20 protein-coding genes are annotated in these 20,173 nt (G+C 73.0%); 14 read left to right on the top strand and 6 right to left on the bottom strand.

Annotated features, from left to right (window positions below; all coding sequences use genetic code 11):
• The first annotated feature begins 133 nt into the window (after nt 1–133).
• From EKG83_RS22995 to EKG83_RS22975, 5 genes are read left to right on the top strand one after another with little or no spacing between them, the layout of a single operon-like run.
• On the top strand, nt 134–1,378 hold the full coding sequence (locus EKG83_RS22995; RefSeq protein WP_033429451.1) for an extracellular solute-binding protein: 1,245 nt from the start codon (nt 134–136) through the stop codon (nt 1,376–1,378).
• Nucleotides 1,379–2,329: a carbohydrate ABC transporter permease gene (locus EKG83_RS22990; protein ID WP_211269031.1), complete on the top strand. Its 951-nt coding sequence runs from the start codon at nt 1,379–1,381 to the stop codon at nt 2,327–2,329. It begins immediately after the preceding gene.
• The gene (locus tag EKG83_RS22985; RefSeq protein ID WP_033429452.1) at nt 2,326–3,147 is read left to right on the top strand and encodes a carbohydrate ABC transporter permease; all 822 of its coding nucleotides are present in this window, start codon (nt 2,326–2,328) and stop codon (nt 3,145–3,147) included. The genes EKG83_RS22990 and EKG83_RS22985 overlap by 4 nt, the downstream gene beginning before the upstream one ends.
• 16 nt (nt 3,148–3,163) lie before the next feature.
• The gene (locus EKG83_RS22980; RefSeq protein ID WP_211269032.1) at nt 3,164–4,669 is read left to right on the top strand and encodes a beta-N-acetylhexosaminidase; all 1,506 of its coding nucleotides are present in this window, start codon (nt 3,164–3,166) and stop codon (nt 4,667–4,669) included.
• A gap of 44 nt (nt 4,670–4,713) precedes the next feature.
• Nucleotides 4,714–6,090 carry a cellulose binding domain-containing protein gene (locus EKG83_RS22975; protein ID WP_153278312.1) on the top strand — a complete coding sequence of 459 codons (1,377 nt, stop codon included), beginning with the start codon at nt 4,714–4,716 and terminating at the stop codon, nt 6,088–6,090.
• Between the two features lie 43 nt (nt 6,091–6,133).
• Here the strand turns inward: EKG83_RS22975 and EKG83_RS22970 are convergent, their stop codons facing one another.
• Together EKG83_RS22970 and EKG83_RS49085 are read right to left on the bottom strand one after the other, a co-directional pair.
• Nucleotides 6,134–7,078: a hypothetical protein gene (locus EKG83_RS22970; protein ID WP_153278311.1), complete on the bottom strand. Its 945-nt coding sequence runs from the start codon at nt 7,076–7,078 to the stop codon at nt 6,134–6,136.
• A 372-nt stretch (nt 7,079–7,450) separates the two neighbouring features.
• Nucleotides 7,451–7,573, bottom strand: coding sequence for a hypothetical protein (locus EKG83_RS49085; protein WP_265590345.1), 123 nt, complete (start codon nt 7,571–7,573; stop codon nt 7,451–7,453).
• A gap of 40 nt (nt 7,574–7,613) precedes the next feature.
• Here EKG83_RS49085 and EKG83_RS22965 point away from each other — a divergent pair, with 40 nt between their 5' ends.
• Entirely contained in the window at nt 7,614–8,762 is a 1,149-nt protein-coding gene (locus tag EKG83_RS22965) for an acyl-CoA dehydrogenase family protein (protein ID WP_033429454.1), read from the top strand.
• On the opposite strand, the gene EKG83_RS22960 is transcribed toward EKG83_RS22965, so the two are convergent.
• Complete coding sequence (locus EKG83_RS22960) at nt 8,759–9,337, bottom strand: group III truncated hemoglobin (RefSeq protein ID WP_063741276.1); 579 nt, start codon at nt 9,335–9,337, stop codon at nt 8,759–8,761. The genes EKG83_RS22965 and EKG83_RS22960 overlap by 4 nt on opposite strands.
• A complete protein-coding gene (locus EKG83_RS22955; RefSeq protein WP_033429455.1) occupies nt 9,334–9,768 on the bottom strand; it encodes an RrF2 family transcriptional regulator in 435 nt (144 codons plus the stop codon). The genes EKG83_RS22960 and EKG83_RS22955 overlap by 4 nt, the downstream gene beginning before the upstream one ends.
• 59 nt (nt 9,769–9,827) lie before the next feature.
• Between EKG83_RS22955 and EKG83_RS22950 the strand changes: the two genes are divergently transcribed.
• From EKG83_RS22950 to EKG83_RS49735, 3 genes are read left to right on the top strand one after another with little or no spacing between them, the layout of a single operon-like run.
• Nucleotides 9,828–10,007 (top strand): hypothetical protein, encoded by a 180-nt coding sequence (locus EKG83_RS22950; protein WP_153278310.1) that lies wholly within the window; start codon nt 9,828–9,830, stop codon nt 10,005–10,007.
• Complete coding sequence (locus tag EKG83_RS49740; protein ID WP_407690773.1) at nt 10,004–10,228, top strand: hypothetical protein; 225 nt, start codon at nt 10,004–10,006, stop codon at nt 10,226–10,228. Before EKG83_RS22950 ends, EKG83_RS49740 begins: the two co-directional genes overlap by 4 nt.
• Nucleotides 10,189–10,404: a hypothetical protein gene (locus EKG83_RS49735; protein WP_407690772.1), complete on the top strand. Its 216-nt coding sequence runs from the start codon at nt 10,189–10,191 to the stop codon at nt 10,402–10,404. The genes EKG83_RS49740 and EKG83_RS49735 overlap by 40 nt, the downstream gene beginning before the upstream one ends.
• Here EKG83_RS49735 and folE read toward each other — a convergent pair.
• On the bottom strand, nt 10,394–11,041 hold the full coding sequence (folE, locus tag EKG83_RS22940; protein ID WP_051765079.1) for a GTP cyclohydrolase I FolE: 648 nt from the start codon (nt 11,039–11,041) through the stop codon (nt 10,394–10,396). The two genes, EKG83_RS49735 and folE, sit on opposite strands and share 11 nt — an antisense overlap.
• A gap of 77 nt (nt 11,042–11,118) precedes the next feature.
• Here folE and EKG83_RS22935 point away from each other — a divergent pair, with 77 nt between their 5' ends.
• The 4 genes from EKG83_RS22935 to EKG83_RS22920 all read left to right on the top strand — a co-directional run bounded on the left by EKG83_RS22935 (nt 11,119) and on the right by EKG83_RS22920 (nt 15,793).
• On the top strand, nt 11,119–11,814 hold the full coding sequence (locus EKG83_RS22935; RefSeq protein ID WP_033429457.1) for a helix-turn-helix transcriptional regulator: 696 nt from the start codon (nt 11,119–11,121) through the stop codon (nt 11,812–11,814).
• Between the two features lie 282 nt (nt 11,815–12,096).
• Nucleotides 12,097–13,359: an MFS transporter gene (locus EKG83_RS22930; protein WP_033429458.1), complete on the top strand. Its 1,263-nt coding sequence runs from the start codon at nt 12,097–12,099 to the stop codon at nt 13,357–13,359.
• Entirely contained in the window at nt 13,356–14,750 is a 1,395-nt protein-coding gene (locus EKG83_RS22925; RefSeq protein ID WP_033429459.1) for a pyridoxal phosphate-dependent decarboxylase family protein, read from the top strand. The genes EKG83_RS22930 and EKG83_RS22925 overlap by 4 nt, the downstream gene beginning before the upstream one ends.
• A gap of 248 nt (nt 14,751–14,998) precedes the next feature.
• On the top strand, nt 14,999–15,793 hold the full coding sequence (locus EKG83_RS22920) for an SDR family NAD(P)-dependent oxidoreductase (RefSeq protein WP_033429460.1): 795 nt from the start codon (nt 14,999–15,001) through the stop codon (nt 15,791–15,793).
• Between the two features lie 3 nt (nt 15,794–15,796).
• On the opposite strand, the gene EKG83_RS22915 is transcribed toward EKG83_RS22920, so the two are convergent.
• Nucleotides 15,797–19,477 carry a wHTH domain-containing protein gene (locus EKG83_RS22915; RefSeq protein WP_051765081.1) on the bottom strand — a complete coding sequence of 1,227 codons (3,681 nt, stop codon included), beginning with the start codon at nt 19,475–19,477 and terminating at the stop codon, nt 15,797–15,799.
• A 351-nt stretch (nt 19,478–19,828) separates the two neighbouring features.
• Between EKG83_RS22915 and EKG83_RS22910 the strand changes: the two genes are divergently transcribed.
• A complete protein-coding gene (locus tag EKG83_RS22910) occupies nt 19,829–20,044 on the top strand; it encodes an MbtH family protein (RefSeq protein ID WP_033429461.1) in 216 nt (71 codons plus the stop codon).
• Nucleotides 20,045–20,173 lie beyond the last annotated feature (129 nt).

The following is a 20,173-nucleotide window of genomic DNA, read 5'->3' as shown; positions in this document are numbered from 1 at the left end:
GTCAGCAACCACGCCGTCAAGTTCGAGAGCGCTCTCACGGTCTTTGAGCTGGGTGTTGACTGTCACATTGGTCTATGCCATCTTCAACACGCTCCGCCCGGGTTTACCAATTGGTCAACTTGAGAGGTGAGACGTGCCGCACCGCTCCGCAGCCCTCGTCCTCGCGCTGGGACTCGCCCTGACCGCCTGCGGCAACGACCCCGGCGACGCCGGCGGCAGGCAGCAGATCACGGTCTGGCTGATGAAGGACTCGGCCACCGACGACTTCACCGCCCGCTTCGAGGCCGAGTTCGAGCGCGACCACCCCGACCTGGACCTCGACGTCCAGGTCCAGGAGTGGAACGGCATCACCCAGAAGGTCACCGGCGCGCTGGCCTCCACCGACCCGCCGGACGTCATCGAGGTCGGCAACACCCAGGTCGCCCAGTACGCGGCCAGCCGGGGCGTGACCGACCTGACCGACCGCAGGGCCGAGCTGGGCGGCGACGACTGGATCCCCGGCCTGGCCGACCCCGGCGCGGTCGACGGACGGCAGTACGGCATCCCGTTCTACGCGGCCAACCGCGTGGTCGTCTACCGCACCGACCTGTTCCAGGCCGCCGGCGTCACGCCGCCCAGGACCCGCGACGAGTGGCTGGCCGCCACGGCGAAGCTCGACCAGGGCGACGTGCAGGGCATCTACCTGCCCGGCCAGAACTGGTACGTGCTGTCCGGCTTCATCTGGGACGAGGGCGGCGACCTGGCGAAGCGGTCGGGTGACCAGTGGTCCGGTTCGCTGAACACGCCCGAGGCGCTGGCCGCCGCCGACTTCTACCGGCGGCTCCAGGCGCTGGGCGACGGCCCCAGGGACTCCGACGAGGCCAGGCCGCAGCAGACCGACGTGGTGGCCGCCGGCCGGGTCGCGCAGTTCATCGCCGTGCCCGGCGCGGCGAAGCTGGTCGAGCGGGCCAACCCGGAGCTGGTCGGCAAGCTCGGCTTCTTCCCGGTGCCCGGCAAGACCGCCGACCGGCCCGGCGCGGTGTTCACCGGCGGGTCCGACCTGATCATCCCGCTCGCCTCGCCGCGCCAGGAGGGCGCCTACCAGGTGGTCAAGGCGCTGGCCGGGGACAAGTGGCAGGTCGAGCTGGCCAAGGCGATGAACTACGTGCCCAACCGCAGGGGCCTGGCCGACGCGGTCGGCGACGACCCCGGCGCGGCGGCCATGGCGGCGGGCGCGGTCAACGGGCACGCCACCCCGAACTCGCCGAACTGGGCGGCGGTGGAGGCGCGCAACCCGGTCAAGGAGTTCCTGACCGCGGTGCTGACCGGCGCCGACCCGGCGGGGGCCGCGGCCGAGGCGGACCGGGTGATCACCCAGGCCCTCAACTCGGGCGCGTAGGTGGCCACCACCCTGGCGCGGCCGGTGGCGCACCGCCCGCGCCCCGCCCCGCGCGCGCCCCGGCGGCGCCGGCCCCTGTGGCCCTACCTGCTGATCTCGCCGACCCTGCTGGCCACCGGCTACCTGCTGCTGTACCCGCTGGCCCGCAACGTGGTCATGTCCGTGCAGGAGTTCGGCCTGCCGCAGCTCGTGCGCGGCGACGCCCGCTTCGTCGGCGCGGCCAACTACGCCCGCGTGCTGGCCGACCCGCAGTTCTGGGCCGTGGTGCGGCGGACGCTGCTGTTCACCGCGGTCAACGTGGTGCTGATCATGCTGCTGTCCACGCTGGTCGCCCTGCTGCTGGTGCGGTTGGGCCGGTGGCCGCGACTGCTGGTGATGGCGGGCCTGGTGCTGGTGTGGGCGACCCCGGTGATCGCGGCGACCACGGTGTTCCAGTGGCTGTTCCAGTCCCGGCTGGGCGTGGTGAACTGGGCGCTGGTGCGGCTGGGCTTCGAGGGCTTCCGCGACTACACCTGGTTCGCCGACGGGCCCGCCACGTTCACCATCCTGGTCGCGCTGGTCGTGTGGCAGTCGGTGCCGTTCGGCGCCCTGACGCTCTACGCGGCGATGGTGACCGTCCCGACCGAGCTGTACGAGTCGGCGCGGATCGACGGCGCGGGCGCGTGGCGGGCGTTCACCACCATCACCTTCCCGGTGCTGCGCCCCATGTTCGGGCTGATCACCTCCCTGGAGGTGATCTGGGTGGCCAAGGCGTTCGTGCAGATCTGGGTCATCAGCCAGGGCGGTCCCGGGCAGGCCACCACCACCCTGCCGGTCTACGCCTTCCAGGTCGCGCAGTCGTTGCAGCGCTACGACCTGGGCGCGGCCGTGTCGATGCTCATGGTGGTGCTGCTGGTGCTGGCGCTGCTGGCCCACCTGCGGCAGCTCTACCGGCGGGAGCTGGAGCCGTGACCGGCCGGGTGCTGCGCGGGGTGGCCGCGCTGGTGGTGTTCGCCGTGTCGGTGTTCCCGGTCTACTGGATGGTGCTGACCGCGTTCAAGCCGACCCGCGACATCCAGGCCGCCACCCCGGTGCTGCTGCCGCTGTCGGTGACGTTCGAGCACTTCGGCACGGCGGTGTCCGCGCGCGGGTTCTGGTCGTTCTGGCGCAACAGCGCCCTGGTCGCCGGCGGCGCGGTGCTGCTGGCGCTGGTGGTCGCGCTGCTGGCCGCGTTCGCGGTGGCGCGGCTGCGGTGGCCGGGGCGGCGCGCCTTCGTGCTGATGGTGTTCACCGCGCAGATGACGCCGTGGGAGGCGCTGCTCATCCCGGTCTACGTCATCGCCCGCGACACCGGGACGCTCGACACGCTGTGGATGCTCACGCTCGTCTACTTCATGATCACGCTGCCGTTCACGATCGTGACGCTGCGCGGCTTCCTCGACGCCATCCCGGCGGACCTGGAGGAGGCGGCGCTGGTGGACGGCTGCTCGCGCGCCCAGGCGTTCCGGCGGGTGGTGCTGCCGCTGCTCGCGCCGGGCCTGCTGGCGACCTCGCTGTTCGGGTTCATCACCGCCTGGAACGAGTTCGCCTTCGCCAACGTGCTGATCATCAAGGACCAGGACGACCGCACGCTGCCGGTCTGGCTGTCCTCGTTCAGCAACACCTTCGGCACCGACTGGGGCGCCACCATGGCCGCCTCCACGCTGTTCATGCTGCCGGTGCTGCTCGTCTTCCTCGTCCTCCAGGGCCGCGTGACCACCGGCATCGTCGGTGGCGCGGTGAAGGGTTGAGTGGTGCCGCGTGCTCGTGCCGAGTCCGACGAGGCTGGTCCGCCGACACGGTCGGTTCACCCTCTCCCCCGACACCGCCATCCGGGTCACGCCCGGCGCCGAGGGCGCGGCCCGGCTGCTGCGCGCCTGCCTGCGCCCGGCCACCGGGCTGCCGCTGCCGCTGCACGAGGACGGGCGCGTGGTCTTCGCGCTCGACGAGCGGCTGGTCGGGCTGGGCGCGGAGGGCTACGCGCTGAGCGTCAACGAGCACGCCGTGGTGCTGCGCGCGGCCACCCGGCAGGGGCTGGCGCACGGCGTGCAGACCATCCGGCAGCTGCTGCCGCCGGAGGCGCTGGGGTCGCGGCCGGTGCCCGACGCGGTCTGGGCGCTGCCGGGCGTGGACATCCGGGACGCGCCGCGGCTGCCGTGGCGCGGGGTGCTGCTGGACGTGGCCCGCCACTTCCAGCCGATCGGCGTGGTGCGGCGGTTCGTCGACCTGATGGCCCTGCACAAGCTCAACGTGCTGCACCTGCACCTGACCGACGACCAGGGCTGGCGGCTGCCGGTGCCGGGGTGGCCGCGGCTGACCGAGGTCGGCGCCTGGCGCGCGGAGACCGCGGGCGACGGCGTGCCGCACGGCGGCTGGTACACCCGCGCGGAGCTGGCCGGGCTCGTCGGGTACGCGGCCGAGCGCGGGGTGCGGGTCGTGCCCGAGGTGGAGATGCCCGGCCACGCCCGCGCGGCCCTGGCCGCCTACCCGCACCTGGGCAACTCCCCCGACCGGCCGCTGCCGGTGTGGACGCGGTGGGGCGTGAGCGAGGCGGTGTTCGGCGTGCACGACGCGGTGCTGGGGTTCTGCCGGGACGTGCTCGACGAGGTGCTGGAGGTCTTCCCCGACCCGCACGTGCACGTGGGCGGCGACGAGTGCCCGACCACCGAGTGGGCGACCAGCCCCGCCGCGCTGGCGCGGGTGGCCCGCGAGGGCCTGGCCGGGCCGCACGAGCTGCACGGCTGGTTCCTGCGGCGGATCACCGACCACCTGGTCGCGCGCGGCCGGGTGCCGGTGTCGTGGGAGCCGGTCGGGGACCCGCGGGTGGTGGTCATGCCGTGGCGGGACGCGGCGGACGCGGCACCGGCGCTGGACCGCGGCCACGACGTGGTGATGTCGCCCCACCGCTGGACCTACCTGGACTACCCGCAGTCGACCGGCCCGGACGAGCCCGCCGGGCAGCCCGGCCTGGTGGTCACCGCGCACGACGTCTACCACGTGCCGCTGCCCGCCGGGGTGCTCGGCGCCCAGTGCGCGCTGTGGACCGAGTACGTGCCCACCGCCGAGCACCTGGAGCGGCTGGCGTTCCCGCGGCTCGCGGCGCTGGCCGACGCGCTGTGGGCGCGGCGGCCCGACTGGACCGGCTTCACCGACCGGATGCGCGGCCACGCGAGCCGGCTGACCGCGCTGTCGGTGCCCCACGCACCCCTGGCCGTCGGGGGCGTCGGGGCCGTCGGGAAGGAGGACCACCGCTCGCCCGTGCCGCCGCGCTGACCGCCACTCCCCTGTCCCACCCTGCTGACACGAGGAGGAAGACCTTGTCCAAACGCACCTTCGCCGCGTTCGGCGCGGCCGCGGTGGCGGTCGCCGGACTGGTGACCGCACCCACCGCGCTGGCCGCCGACGCGGTCACCGCCCAGTACCGCACCAGCGCCGCCGGCGCCACGACCGACCAGGTCGAGCCGTGGTTCAAGCTGGTCAACTCGGGCACCACGACGGTGCCGCTGAGCGAGTTGCGCATCCGCTACTACTTCAAGTCCGAGACCCCCGACGTCGGCTACCGCTTCGCCTGCTCGTGGGCGGTGCGCGGCTGCGGCAACGTCACCGGCGCCTTCGGCACGCTCACCGGCGGGTCGGCCGACCGGTACCTGGAGGTGGGCTTCACCGCCGGTGCGGGCTCGCTCGCGCCCGGCGCCGACACCGGCGACCTCCAGCTGCGCTTCTACCGGTCCAACTGGGGCGCGATCAACCAGGCCGACGACTACTCGTTCCTGGCGTCGAGCACCTACTCGGCGTGGTCGCGGGTGACCGTGCACCGGGGCGGCACCCTGCTGTTCGGCACGCCGCCCGGCGGCTCGTCGACCACCACCACGACCACCACCACCTCGACCCCGCCCAACCCCAACGGCCCGGCGCTGTTCGACGACTTCTCCTACACCGGTTCCGGCGACCCCCGCATCGCGCAGCGCGGCTGGACGGTCCGCTCCGGCGGCGGCGGTCCGGGCGTGCCGGGCGCGGTGTGGGACCCGGCGCTGGTGACGTTCCCGACCGTGGACGGGCAGCAGTCCCTGCGGCTGGAGTCGTCCAACAACGGGTCGGCGGCGCGGCAGACCGAGCTGTACCACCAGCGCAAGTTCTTCGAGGGCACCTACGCTGCACGGGTGAAGTTCTCCGACGCGCCGGTCTACGGGCCCGACGGCGACCACGTGGTGCAGACGTTCTTCACCATCACCCCGCTCCAGTCCGACCTCGACCCGAACTACGGCGAGATGGACTTCGAGTACCTGCCCAACGGCGGGTGGGGCGAGCCGGCGAACATCCTGTACGAGACGACCTGGGAGACCTACCGCAACGAGCCGTGGCTGGCCGACAACGTGCACGACGAGCAGCGGCGCAGTTATGCGGGCTGGCACGACCTGGTGATCCAGGTGTCGGGCGGCCGGGTGAAGTACTTCGTGGACGGTGCGCAGGTCGCCGACCACGGCGACAAGTACTACCCGGAGACGCCGATGTCGATCAACTTCAACCTGTGGTTCATCTCCGGCGGGCTGGTGGGCGCGCCCGGTGACCGGGCCTACCAGCAGCACGTGGACTGGGTGTACTTCGCCAAGGACCAGGTGCTGAGCCCGGCGCAGGTGTCGTCGCGGGTGGCGGGCTACCGCTCGGCGGGCGTGGCGCACGTGGACACGGTGTAGGCGGTGGGGCCCGGTTCACCCGAGGGGTGGACCGGGCCCCCGCTCAGGGGCGCCAGACCACGGCGTGCTCCTCCCCGGAGGAGGTGTGGGACGAGCCGGCGACGGTGCCGGCCGAGTTGATGTGGTAAGCCCCGCTCCGGGTGGCGCCGGGCAGGGCGCCCAGCGCGGTGACGGTCCCGTCGGGAGCCCACTTCGCGGCCTGGCCCACCTCGCTGCTCACGTTCAAGAACCGCGAGGTGCGCCCGACGGCGGTACCCGCGTCGTTGATGTCGAAGGCCCAGCCGTTGGTGTCGCCGGGCAGGTGCTCCAGTGCGGTCGCGGTGCCGTCGGGAGCCCACTTCGCGGCGGTCTTCTGGTGCGGGCCGTGGTAGTAGCAGCCGACGGTGGTGCCGTCGGTGCCGATGGCCCTGGTGTCCGCGTCCAGGCCGAGGTCGACGGCCGTGCCGTCCGGGTCCAGTCGGAAGCCGTGGCGGTCCCGGCCCCAGCCGCTGACGGCACCGGCGCCGTTGATGGCGGAAGGGCTCGCGACGTGGGCGGTGATGTCCGTGACCGTGCCGTCCCGGTTCCACCGCACGGCGTACTGGCGGTTGTTCGTGCTCACCCGACCGACGACGGTGCCGTTGTCGTTGACCAGCGAGGGGAGGGAGTCGGTCTCGCCGGGCAGGGGGGCGAGCCTGGTGACGGTGCCGTCGGGTGCCCACTTCACCGCGCGCCTCACGCCGGTGGGGCCTTGGGAGTAGCCGGCCACGGTGCCGTCCTCGGCGATGCCGCGGGGGTTGGCCTGGGTGTCGCCGGGCAGCGGTTCGAGTTCGGTGACCGTGCCGTCCGGGGCCCAGCGCAGGGCCCGGTACACCCCGATGCCGGGGACGTCCGAGGTGAAGCCGGTGATCGAGCCGGATTCGTTGATGTCGACGGGCGTGCTGTGGGGGTGCGGGATGTCGGCCGGGATGGGCAGGGCGGTGATGGTGCCGTCGGGGCTCCACCGCACCGCGCGCTCCCTGGTGTTGTCGCGGTTCGGGAGCCCGGAGAAGGACTGGCCGATGACCGTGCCCGCCTCGTTGAGGCCGTCCGGGTAGCTGTAGAGGTCACCGGGCAGGGCGCCCAGGTCGGTGATCGGGGGCGGGGCCGCGGCCGCGGCCGCCCGCGGCGCCGTGGCACCGATTGCCAGCGCCGTGACCGCGACGGTCGAAAGAATTGTGAAATATCTCGGCAATTCTACTCCGCGAATACTGCTCACCACGCCACCTTCGGCATTCGAGTGGAATATACCCTGACAACCCGAATTCCCCGCGATTCAGGGCAAGCGATATCATTACGGTGTTTCCACACCCCGGACAACCACCACTGGCAGCAGCACCGGTTACTCCGGCGGCGGCGCGTTGCCGGTGACCGCCGAGCGGCCCGTGACCGCCGCCTCCGGCCCGAAGGGCCGTTCGGGTGCCGTGTCCCGCGCGCCCCAGCCGCCGATGATCTCCTGTGGCACAGTGGCCCCGGAGCGCGGGTCACGAGCACGGGAGGACACGATGCCGGATCTCGTCGACCGGGTGCGCGCCCTGCTCCCCCTGCTCCGCGCCAACGCCGCCCGCTGCACCGCCGAGCGCCGCGTCCCCCGGGAGAACCTCGAAGCGCTGCGCGAGACGGGCATCTTCCACGTGGCCCTGCCCCGGCACCTCGGCGGCCTGGAGTGCGACGTGCGCACGAAGCTCGCGGCCCTCACCGAGCTGGCCCGCGGCTGCGGTTCCACGGCCTGGGTCTCGGCCATCTACCTGGACTCGGCCTTCCTGCTCACCAAGTTCCCCGACGAGGTGCAGGAGGAGGTGTTCGCCGACCGCCGGGCCTTCCACTGCACCACCCTGGCCACGCCCGGGCGGGCGGTGGCGGTCGACGGCGGGTACGCCGTGTCCGGCCGCTGGCCGTTCAGCAGTGGCTGCCTGGACGCCTCGTACATGCTCCACCCGGCCGTCGTCGACGGTGAGCTGATGCACTTCGTCCTCCCCGCCGGGGACCTGACCGTCGAGGACGACTGGTACGTCAGCGGCCTGGAGGGCACCGGCAGCAACACGGTGACCGGCCAGGACGTCTTCGTGCCCCACCGGCACGCGATCCGGTCGGCGCGGCTGCTCGACCAGGAGCACCGCAGCGAGCGCAACGCGAACTCGCCCTTCTTCCGCCACCCGCCGCTGACCTACCTGCTCACCAGCGCCGTCGCGGCCTTCCTGGGCATGGCCGAGGCCGCGTACGAGCTGTACCTGGAACGCCTGCCCCACCGCGGCCCGATCGCCTACACGGGTCACGCCCACCACCGCGACGCCGCCACCACCCACCACCAGGTCGCCGAGACCAGGCTGAAGATCGACTCCGCCCGCCTGCTGGCCGACCAGGCGGCCACCCTGCTCGACGAGCGCGTCGCCGCGGGCGCGCCGTGCCCACCGGCGGACAAGGCCAGGGTCTGGGGGCAGGCGGCCTACGCGGCGAGGCTGTGCACCGAGGCCGTCGAAGCGCTGCGCCTGAACTCGGGGGCGTCGGGCATCGCGACCAGGTTCCCCCTCCACCGGATCGCCCGGGACGTCCAGGCCCTGGCCACGCACGCGGTCATGATCCCGACCACCGGCATCGAGCACTACGGCCGCGCCCTGTGCGGGGTCGAGCCGAGCACCCCGCTGCTGCTCTAGTCGCCGGCAGTTCCTGCCCGCTCGCAGTCCCGCTCCGGGTCATACCCCGTCGAGGTGCGAAGGCCATCCGCGGGCTGTTTCGTCGAGCAGGAGCCGCCGGGCGCCGGGGTGCGACCACGCGCGGGTGATGTCGGCACCCGGGTCGATCCCGCCTCGACCTGGTCCCGCCGCCGGATGGTGACCAGTTCCCCGGCGTCCTCCCGCCGCAGGCGGCGCACCACCGACGCGGCGATCCGCTCGGCCTGCGACTTCGCCAGGTCGGCCTTCTCGCCCGCGAAGAGCTCGTCGACGGTGGCGGTCCACAGCGCCAGCCACCGCGTGAAGTGCGCGGCCGTCAGGGGGGCGCGTTCGTCCAGCGCCGCGTGCACGCTCAGCAGGTTGCCCCGGTAGGTCCCGGCGCGGAACAGCACCGTCGCCCAGAAGTCCGCCATCACCGGCAGGTGCGCCGGGAGGTCCAGCCGGGCCACGTCGCGGAAGACCGGGCCGAGCAGCGCGTCGTCGAAGGCGCGCCGGTAGAACTCGGTCACCACGGCCAGCGCGTCCTCCCGACCGCCCAGGTCCCGCCTCGCGGTCACGACCGCTCCCCCGCGGCCAGGCCGAGCAGCACGGGGCCGGCCGGCGTGGCCACCAGCGACCGCACGGTCACCCGGTCCAGCGCGGCCAGGAACGCCAGTTGCGCCTCCCGCAGGGCGGTGCGCAGGTGGCAGCCCCCGCGCAGCGGGCACGGCGGCCCCTCGCAGTCCACGACCTCGTCCTCACCCTCCAGCGCGCGCACGACGGTGCCGACGGTCGCGTCCAGCGCCCCCACCGGCACGGCGACCCCGCCGACCCGGCCGCGCGCGGTGACGACGAGGCCGTGGCGCTGGAGGCGTTGCACGACCTTGGCCATGTGGTTGCGCGGCACGTCCAGCACCTCGGCCAACCGGTCGACGGTGAGCCGACCGCCGCCCGAGGCGAGCAGCATCACCACGCGCAGGGCGATGTCGGTCGAGCGGTTGAGGCGCACGGTCCGACCATAGCAAAAGAGGTATTTTCACTACCTGTTTCAGGCACCAGGAGGTGGCGGTGGGGTTGGACGAGGACCGGGCCGCGGTCGTCCGGCGGGAGCACGTCGACGGCGGCGACCCGACGTGCCGGCTGTCCAGGCTGTGCCCGGAGTGCGGGTTGCTGCCCGACGGCGAGCCGCCCGCGGTGTGCCCGCGCTGCGGTGCGGACATGCCCGCGGACGACGGGGGCGCGCCGTGACGCCGACCGCGGTGCTCGCGGGCATCGCCTGCCTGTGGTTGGGGATGGCGCCGGCGATCTCCTTCCCGGAGGCACCGCTGAAGTTCCGGGCGCCCGGGGTGACGGTGGCGATCGGGTTGGGCATCGGCCGGATCGTGTTCCGCGCGCTCAACGTCGTCGAGGTCGCCTGGCCTGCGTCGTGGTGGCGGCGGTGGTGGCGGGTTCGCCGCCCGCCCCGGTGACGACCGCGGCGGTGGCGGCCCCGGTCGTGCTGACGCTGCAACTGGTCGCGGTGCGCCCCGTGCTCAACCTGCGGTCCGACCGGGTCCTGGCCGGGGAGACCGCGCCCCGGTCGCACGCCCACCTGGTCCACATCGCGCTGGCGGTGCTCGGCGTGCTCGCCCCGGCTACCGGTTGACGCCGGCCAGGGCGAAGAACTCCTGCCGCGACCGGGCGTCCTCGCGCAGCAGGCCGTGGAGGGTCGAGGTCACGGTGCGGGAGCCCGGGGCCCGCACGCCGCGCAGCGACATGCACATGTGCTCGGCCTCGACCACCACGCCGACGCCCCGGGGCACCAGGTGCTCCCGCAGCCAGTCGGCCACCTGCCTGGTCAGCCGCTCCTGCACCTGGAAGTCGCGGGCGAACAGCTCGACCACGCGGGCGAGCTTGGACAGCCCGAGGATGCGCTCACCGGGCAGGTAGCCCACGTGCGCCACGCCGTGGAAGGGCAGCAGGTGGTGTTCGCACAGCGACTGCACCGGTATCCCCCGCACCAGCACCAGTTCGTCGTAGCCCTCGTCGTTGGGGAAGGTCGTCAGGTCGAACTCGCGCGGGGTCAGCATCTCGGCGTAGGCGTGCGCGACCCGCTGCGGCGTGTCGGCCAGGTGCTCGGAGGCCGGGTCCTTGCCCAGCGCCACCAGCAGGTCGGCCACGGCCCGCCGCGCGGCCGCCACGTCCACGACGCCGCGCCCGTGGACCACCTGCAACCGCCGGGGCGGGGAGTCGGGCCGCGCCGCCCGACCCGCCGGCCGGACGTCGGAGACCTCGGTGGACATGGCTCCTCCTTCTATCGACAACTTCGGCTAACCTTAGAAGCCGACGCGTTCTTCCGTCAACAGAAGTAGGTTTTAGAATGGGCGAACCGGACCAGCCGCCGTCGACGCACGTCTCCGCCGTCGCGGCGCTCGACGAGCCGACCCGGCGCCGGCTCTACGACTTCGTGGTGCGCCAACCCGCGCCGGTGGGCCGCGACGAGGCCGCCGAGGCGGTCGGCGTGCCGCGCACCACGGCCGCGTTCCACCTCGACCGGCTGGTCGCCGAGGGGCTGCTGGAGGCCGTCCACGAGCGGCGCACCGGGCGCAGCGGTCCCGGCGCCGGGCGGCCGGCCAAGCTCTACCGGCGTTCCGCGGCGCAGATCGCGGTCTCGCTGCCCGACCGGCGCTACGAGCTGGCCGGGCTGCTGCTGGCCGACGCCCTCGCCGAGGCCGACTCGACCGGCGAACCACCGCGCGCCGTGCTCCACCGGCGTGCCCGCGACCTGGGCCGGGAGATCGGCCGGGCCGCCCGCGACGGCCACGGGGCGCGGGACGACCGGCCCGCCGCGATGCGCGCGCTGGAGGACCACGGGTTCGAGCCGCGCGCGTCCGGCACCGCGATCGTGCTGGGCAACTGCCCGTTCCACAGCCTGGCGCGGCAGCACACCGAGCTGGTGTGCGGCATGAACCTGTGCCTGCTGGACGGCCTGCTCGACGGGCTCGCCGCCACCGGCCTGACCGCCCGCCTCGCCCCCGCGCCCGACCTGTGCTGCGTCCGCCTCGACCCCGGGTGAGCGGACTCCCCGGTTCGCGGGTGCCGGCCGGTCGCGGACGGCGGCCCGCGGGTGGCGCGGTGCGGCCCGACCGGGTCCGCGCCGCGATGCGCGCGCTGGTGGTAGCGACCGCACTGCCCGGCGACGCCGGAGCGGAGCGTCGACCTCACCTCGTACCCGACCGCACGCGTGTGCCGATCCCCTGAGCCCGTGGCGGGTGGCGGTTGGCACCACCCGCCGCGGGCTCACCCGCCGAAGCGCTCCTGGCCGGCGGGTCGCACCGGATGCGAAGATCTTCCGCCTATGCGGATGATCGGCAACCGGGTCCGGGCGGGCTACGCCACCGGGTCGTTCGTGACCGGCGCGTTCGGCACCGTGCCCGGTCTGCTCCTGCTGCCCTACCTGACCGACGGCCTGGCCGTGCCCGCCGCGGTCGCGGGCCTGCTGGTGCTGCTGCCCAAGGCGTGGGACGTGCTGTTCAACCCCGTGGCGGGCCGGATCAGCGACCGGGCCGGGGTGCGGCGGCCGTTCCTGCTGCGCGGCGGGCTGGCCACGGCGGTGCTGTTCGCGCTGCTGTTCGCCGGGCCGTTCGACGGCGCGGGCGCGGCGGTGTACGTGGCGGTGGTGTTCCTGGCCTGCGCGACCGCCTACGCGTTCTTCCAGGTGCCGTACGTGGCGATGGCCGCGGAGATCACCGACGACTACGACGAGCGCACCCGGCTGATGGCGTGGCGGATGGCGTTCCTGGCCCTGGCCATCCTGCTCGGCGGCGCGGGCGCGCCGGCGGTGCGCGACCTGGTCGGCTACCCCGGCATGGGCGCGGCGGTCGCGGCGGTGATGGTGGTCGGGACCCTGGTCACGGTCGCGGGCACGCGCGGGGTTCCGGTCGCGCGACGCACGTCCACCGCCGCCGCACCGCGCGACCTGCTGGCCGCGGTGCGGGGCTCGCGGCCGTTCCGGCTGCTGCTGGCGGTGTTCGTGGTGCAGGCCGTGGGGCTGGGCACGATGCTCGCCGGCGTCGACTACTTCGCCCGGCTCGTGCTGCGCGACCAGGGGTGGCAGCCCGTGCTGTTCGCCGGGTTCGTGGGGCCCGCGCTGCTGGTCATGCCGCTGTGGCAGCGGGTGGGCCGGCGGTGGGGCAAGCGCGCCGGGCTGGTCTGCTCGTCGCTGGTGTTCGCCCTGGCCGTGCTGGGGCTGCCGGCCTCGCCGGTGCTGCCGGTCGCGGTGGTGTTGGCGCTGATGGCGGTGGTCGGCGTCGGTTACGCGGGCATGCAGGTGTTCCCGCTGGCCATGCTGCCGGACGTGATCACCGCCGAGGAGGAGCGGGTCGGCGCGACGCGCGCGGGCCTGTTCTCCGGGGTGTGGACCGCCGGGGAGACCCTCGGCCTGGCGCTGGGCCCCGGCGTGTACGGGCTGGTGCTGGCGCTGGGCGGGTACGCCGCGAGCACCGACGGCTCGGCCGTGCAGTCGTCCGGCGCGGTGACCGCCGCGCTGCTCGGGTTCACCGTCGTGCCCGCGGTGCTGGCGGTGGTCGCCCTGCCCCTGTTGCGGGAGGAGAACGCATGACCGACGTCCTGGCCGAGCTGCGCGCGTTGCGGGCGGGCGACCTGCCCACGCACGGCGGCCGCACGCTGGCCTACGTCTACGACAGCGCGCTGCCCGGCCTGGACGAACTGGCCGCGTCCGCGCACGCGCTGGCGTCCTCCGCGAACGGGCTCGACCCGACCGCGTTCCCGAGCCTGCTGCGGCTGGAGAACGACGTGGTGCGCACCGCCGCGCGGCTGCTGGGCGGCTCGGCGGGGGCGGTCGGGACGGTGACCTCCGGCGGCACCGAGTCGTGCCTGTTGGCGGTGGTGGCGGCGCGTGACGCGCGACCCGACGTGGCCGCGCCGTCGATGGTGCTGCCCGAGACCGCCCACGCGGCGTTCCACAAGGCCGCGCACTACTTCGGGGTGCGGGCGGTGCCGGTGCCCGTGGACCCGGTGACGTTCCGGGCCGACCCCGGCGCGATGGCCGCGGCGATCGACTCGTCCACGGTGCTCGTGGTGGCCGGCGCGCCGTCCTACGCGCACGGCGTGGTCGACCCGGTGCCCCCGATCGCGGCGGCGGCGTTGGAGCGGGGCGTGCGGTGCCACGTGGACGCGTGCATCGGCGGGTGGGTGCTGCCGCACGCCGCCGGCATCGAGCCGTTCGACCTGTCCGTGCCCGGAGTCACCAGCATCTCGGTGGACCTGCACAAGTACGCGTACTGCCCGAAGGGCACCTCGGTGCTGCTGCACGCCAACGCCGACCTGCGGCGGTCGCAGTACTTCGCCAGCGCCGACTGGCCCGGTTACACGATGCTGAACTCCACCACGCAGTCCACCCGGTCCGGTGGTCCGCTGGCCGCCGCCTGGGCGGTGCTGCGGCACGTCGGCGACGACGGGTACCGGGAGCTGGCGCTGCGGGTGCTGGAGAGCGCGCGGGTGCTGCGCGCCGGGATCGAGGACATCGACGGGCTGCGGGTGCTCGGGACGCCGGAGGCGACGCTGCTGGCGGTGACCGCCGACCGGGACGACTTCGACGTGTTCACCGTGGCCGACGAGATGCGGGCCCGGAAGTGGTACGTGCAGCCGCAGTTCGCGTTCGGGCCCTCCCCCGCCAACCTGCACCTGACCGTGACGGCCGCGAACGCCGGGAACGAGCGCGAGCTGCTGGACGACCTGCGCGCGTCGGTGGCGGCGGCGGTCGAGGCCGGGCCGGTGGAGGTGGCGCCGGAGGTGCTGGCCCACGTCGCGTCGCTGGACCCGGCCACGCTGACGCCGGTGGACTTCGCCGGGTTGCTGGCGGCGGCCGGCATGGGCGGGTCGGGGGTGCTGCCGGAGCGGATGGCCGTGGTGAACACGCTGCTGGCGGCGGCTTCGCCCGCGCTGCGGGAGCGGCTGCTGGTGGAGTTCCTGGGGGCGTTGTACTCGTGAGGTGGTGGCGGTCCGGGCGTCGGTGAGGTCCGGACCGCCAGGGTGGCGCGGCGGTCCGGCAGGAGGCCCACGCCGTCCGGCCAACCTCGACCTGCGCCTCGCGCGTCGGCTGGTCGCCGGAGGAACCCGGCCTGCCGGCGGAGACCGTCGAGGTAGCCCGGCGGGTACAGGCGCAACCTCCACCCGACCGGACGACCCCGCGGGCGCCTCCCGAGGCGGTGCCCGGCCGGTTGCGCGATCATGGTGCGGTGCACCTCGATCTGAGCGGGAAGACGGCACTGGTCACGGGTTCGACGCAGGGCATCGGTGAGGCCATCGCGGTGGCGCTGGCCCGGGCGGGCGCCCGGACGGCGGTCAACGGGCGCAAGCCGGAGGCGGTGGAGGAGGCCGTCGAGCGGCTGCGGGCGGCAGTACCCGGTGCCGACGTGGTCGCCGCCCCCGGCGACGTCTCGACCGCCGAGGGCGCCGCAGCGCTGGAGGCCACAATGTCGAATGTTGACATTCTGATCAACAACGTGGGCATCTTCGGTTCGAAACCGGCCCTGGACATCACCGACGACGAGTGGCGGCGGTACTTCGAGGTCAACGTCCTGGCGGCGGTGCGCTTGACCCGCACCTTCCTGCCCGGCATGAAGGAGCGCGGCTGGGGCCGGGTGCAGTACATCGCCAGCGACTCGGCCGTGGTGATCCCGGCGGAGATGATCCACTACGGCGTGTCCAAGACCGCGCTGCTGGGGGTGTCGCGGGGGTTCGCCAAGGAGGCGGCCGGGAGCGGGGTGACGGTGAACTGCGTCATCGCCGGGCCCACGCACACCGGTGGGGTGGAGGACTTCGTGTACCAGCTGGTGGACCGGTCGCTGCCGTGGGAGGAGGCGCAACGGGAGTTCATGCGCCTGCACCGGCCGCAGTCGCTGCTGGGCCGGTTGATCGAGCCGGAGGAGATCGCGAACCTGTGCGTGTACCTGGCCTCGCCGCAGGCTTCGGCTACGACGGGGGCGGCGGTGCGGGTCGACGGCGGGTACGTGGACTCGATCGTGCCGTAGGGGTCAGCGGGCGAGCGGGATCTTCGGGATGGCGGCGCGGATCATGTCGGCCGGGTCGGGCAGGTCGACGCCCAACTGTCGGAGTCGGTCGGCCACTTCGGTGATGGTCATGGAGAACCGGGCGCCCGCCTCGGCCAGGTGTGCCAGCGTGATCGGCTCGCCCCGGTTGAGCCACGGGCTGACGCCGTCGAAGTCCCTGGATAGCAGCAGCAGGTCGTTGAGGCTCAGGTCGTCGCGCAGGTCGTCATCGGTGACTTCGAAGCCGTAGGCGTTCAGCCGGCGCACGACTTCCTGCTGCGCCAGGTTGTGCTGGTGGCGGAACATTGGGATGTGATGCGGCGGTAGTGGCTGCCCCGCTCGTAGCCAGGACTCAAGCCCGATGACGCCCCGTGACAGCAACAACTTGTCCTCCACGGCGGGGCGGTGCGATGGCATGGCCGGGCAGTCGAACCCGTATGCCGCCAAGACGTCGACAACAGCCTGGAGCGGCATGTTGAACGCGACAGCCGCAGCCACCAGATGACCGGGAGGGACGGGTACTGCGCGATCCAGCCAGGGAGGTATTCCGTCCAACCGATGGCTCAAGAGGACGAAGTCGCGGTCACTGTACGAGGGAAACAGCCCTTCCGCTGCTTCGAGTACGAACCCGAAGCGCAGCAACCTCTCCCGGACCAGACCCGTCGGGATGCCCAGATCCTCGCTCACGCGTGCCACGTGGACCAGGGGAACAGGGAACTCCTCCGCCAGCCAGCTCCCAATCCCACTGCTGTACCGGCTGAGCAGGTTGAGATCGACCTCGTCCACGTCGTCCGGCAGGCGGTCCACGACCTCGACGTCGAACCCGTAGCGCGCCAACCGGCTCGCCACCTCAGGCAGACTCAGGCCAAGCCCGAGGTGTCCGTGCAGCACCTGCCCAGCGGAGGCCCGGTATGAGTGGCCCACCGAGCCGACGAGGCTGCCGAGCGTGTTCAACACCAGGAGGCGGTCGTCGGGGTCGGGCACTCGACTGCCGGAGAAGCACTCGGAGTCCAGGGAACCCAGGTGCAGCGCCGCGGCACGACGAGCCATCTCGCGCGGCGTGGTCCCGGTGCTCCAGGCAGCCGCTAGGATGTCGTACGGGGTCAATGACTGGTATTGGGAACGCCACGACAGGATGTCCGGCCAGATCTCCGCCAGCAGCGCCCCATCGGACGGCAGGGCGGGCAGGAGCGGACCGACGTGGGACAGCTCCGGGACGAGGTCCACGAGGTCCGAGCCGTAGGTGAGCAAGCGCCACAGGTAGATGTGGTCGGGCAAGCCCTTGGCGCTCATCGACCGCATCATCCACCGCAACCGGTCGGCGGGACCGCGGTATTCATCCCGGAGGTCGCCCACCAGGTTGATGTCCTGCGGGAACCGCACCGCTTCAACCCCGAGCGCCCCTCTGGCCGCGACCAGGTCGGCCAGCCTGGGTGTCCGCCAGGCCACCTGGTCGATCCACTCGAACACCACGGGACCGGAGAAGTCCAGCTCACCCATCCCCTGGACGAGCAGGTCCTCGACCACCTCCGACACGTCGTCCACGATCTTCGCGCGGTCGACCGAGAGGCGCGGCACCTGCTTGCCGGCCAGGTTCACCACCGCGCCGGTGAAGGACTTGTCCGAGGCGGGGGCCGCCAAGACGCCGTGCAGGTGGGTCGGCTGCGCCAGCAACCCGTCCACCAGGATCGCGCCGCCGTGCTCGCACCAGATCACCCGGCCGTCGACCACCGGGATCAGCGCGCCGTGAGCGTTCAGCCCTTCGGGCTTCCACGAGGGCCGCCTCCTGGCGTGGAACACGCCCGGCTCCCACTGCTCGCGCTCCGGCCCGTGCCGGGCGGTCGTGGCGAACTCCGCGATGCCCAGCACCCGCCTCAACACCTGCACGCAGGACGTCTTCTCACCACCCCGCAGGTACAGCCGCACCGTCGTCCCCGGCCCACCCCGGTCCTCCACCGGCCGGATCTGGAACAGGTGCCCCGGTCCGGAGATCGTCGCCTGCAACGTAGGCCCGCGCCGACCGCCGTCGCGCGCCATGCGGCACGTGGTCACGGTGATCTCGTCGGCCAGCATGAAGTAGCTCAGCACCCCGATGCCGAACCGGCTGTTCGGGTACAGCTCGACCGGCGGGTCCAGGGCGTTCCAGTCGGCCTGCTCGTCGTGGAACTCCGCCAAGTCGGCGAAGCGCACACCGGCCCGGGAGAAGACGCCCTTCAGCTCCCCCTCCCCCATCCCCACCCCGTTGTCCACGCAGTCCAGGTAGGCGCGGCCGTTCTCGTCGACGCCCTGGGTGAAGGTGATGCGCCCCTGCCACGCCGACAGGCGGTCGGTGGTCCGCGCCACGTACTGCTCCCGTGCCCGGCGGTACCGGCAGGCGTCCAGGGCGTTCTGGTACAGCTCGCGGATCGCCAGGTCGCGGTCGCGGTAGAGCTGTTCGCCCATCAGCAGCTCGCGCACCCGCTGCTCGTCCAGGCTGAACCGGCTCCAGCCGCTGAACTCGGGCTTGCCGTCGGGGTCGTGGGCGGCATCGACCTGGTCCGCCGAGGCGCGGACCGGCAGCCTGCCCAGCACGTCCAGGCCGCCGTGCTTCTCGGCGGCTCGTCGGACGGCGTGCAGCAGGGCGTCCATCCGGACGGCGTGCTCGCGCAGCGCCTCGATCACGGCGCCGTGCTGGCAGGCGGCCTTGAGGACCAGGCCGTCGGCCTGGGTCTGCCAGGCCGCCTTGTCCAGGGTCTCGCGCAGGCGGTCCAGGTCGACCGGTGCGGGGATGCCCAGGTGCCACGCGATGGTGTCGGACAGGTCGGTGACGGGCACGGTCGCGGTGTGCGCCACGCCCAGCAGCAGGCCCAGGAGGGGGACGCGGAGTCGTTGTTCGTCCGGTTCGCCGCCGTGGAGGACGTCGTGCGGGGCGGTGCCGCCCAGGCGGTCCAGGGCGCACAGGGCCTGGGGTTCCAGGCGCAGGCCGTACAGGAGTTCGCGGACGCGGTCGACGTCCAGGACCTCCGGCATGCCGGTGCCGGCCAGCAGTTCGCCGACGGCGCGGCGCTTGACCTCCTCCGCCCGCTGCCTGACCCACCGGTTGAACAGCCACCAGCCGATCTCGACCTGGGCGTCCGGGCGGTCCGGCAGGTCGGGCAGCAGGGCGCGGTCGACCAGGCGGTCGTGGTCGCGGAGGTAGCGCTCGTAGTCGATGCGCTCCCGGCGGCCGGTCTGGTCGAGGTCGGTGGGACCCACGTCCACGAGACGGGCGGCCGCGCGGTCCCACAGTGCCTGGTGCAGCAGTGGCACGAGGGCCAGCAGGGCGGCCTCGGCGGGGGCCAGCTCCAGGTTCAGTCGCTTCAGCAGCCAGCCGATGCGCTTGGCGAAGCGCGCGGCCACCTGGTCGTCGCGCCACGGGTCGGCGGCCAGGCGGGCGCCCGCCTCGTCCCGGACCACCGCCAGGTGCCCCGCCACGGCGGCGGCGCGGGCGCGCAAGTCGTGCCCGGACTGAACGCAGTCCCAGGCGGTTGACCGCAGGACCTGTCGCACCCACGGGTCGGGGTGGTCGGATGCCGGTGCGGGGACTTCGCCGTGGAGGTGGAGGTGGATGTCGCGCGCCTGCACCACCGAGTCGGCGTGCACGGTGCCGTCGACCGTGTTGTGGATCTCGTCACCGGTGCCCGTCAACAGCGCCCCTCCTCGCCGACCGGACAGGACCCTAGCGCCCCGATAACCCTGCGTGCACACCCGGTTGCGAGAACGGCGGAAAACCGATCCAGATATCCGGACAGCCCAACGATCATGACTGCTTTCGGCGGACTCCATAGGTTGCAAAAGTTTCTCCGGTCGCCATCCGGAAACGGTCCGGTAACCGATCGAACACGCGCCGCTACAGCCAATAGGACCACTTGATAACCCGCCCGAGGTCCCCCTTATGACCGATTCGACCGTTCAGTGGATTCCGAATGGCGACAACCGCCGCGTAGCGTGGCCCTCCACGTCAACCGCCCACATCCGCCAAGGGCATGGAGTACGACCATGAGCACGGACAGCGCGTCTCAGCGCGAATTCCTCGTAGTGGTGAACGACGAGGAGCAGTACTCGGTCTGGTTCGCCGACCGCGACCTCCCGCTGGGCTGGCGTGCCGAGGGCACCCGCGGCACCAGGGAAGAGTGCCTCGCCCACATCGACCGCGTGTGGACCGACATGCGCCCGCGCAGCGTTCGCGAGCACCTCGCGGCGCACTCCGGCTGACCTCCGGACCTTCCTCGCCAAATTCACCAGCGCCCGTTCCGCACGGGCGCGTCCGTGGTGCGCCCAATAGACTGCCGGATATTTTCCGGTGGTCCTTTCCAGCGCGCCCGGAACACCTCGGACGGGAGA

Origin of the sequence: Saccharothrix syringae (assembly GCF_009498035.1) — a bacterium.
GTDB classification, from domain to species: domain Bacteria; phylum Actinomycetota; class Actinomycetes; order Mycobacteriales; family Pseudonocardiaceae; genus Actinosynnema; species Actinosynnema syringae.
This window is presented reverse-complemented; position numbering and strand designations above follow the sequence as displayed.

Excerpts from the sequence above, each read along its gene's own strand:
- folE (WP_051765079.1), bottom strand. The coding sequence starts at position 11,041 with ATGTCCACCGAGGTCTCCGACGTCCGGCCGGCGGGTCGGGCGGCGCGG.
- EKG83_RS22965 (WP_033429454.1), top strand. The coding sequence starts at position 7,614 with ATGCCGGATCTCGTCGACCGGGTGCGCGCCCTGCTCCCCCTGCTCCGC.
- EKG83_RS22930 (WP_033429458.1), top strand. The coding sequence starts at position 12,097 with ATGCGGATGATCGGCAACCGGGTCCGGGCGGGCTACGCCACCGGGTCG.
- EKG83_RS22910 (WP_033429461.1), top strand. The coding sequence starts at position 19,829 with ATGAGCACGGACAGCGCGTCTCAGCGCGAATTCCTCGTAGTGGTGAAC.
- EKG83_RS22925 (WP_033429459.1), top strand. The coding sequence starts at position 13,356 with ATGACCGACGTCCTGGCCGAGCTGCGCGCGTTGCGGGCGGGCGACCTG.
- EKG83_RS22935 (WP_033429457.1), top strand. The coding sequence starts at position 11,119 with ATGGGCGAACCGGACCAGCCGCCGTCGACGCACGTCTCCGCCGTCGCG.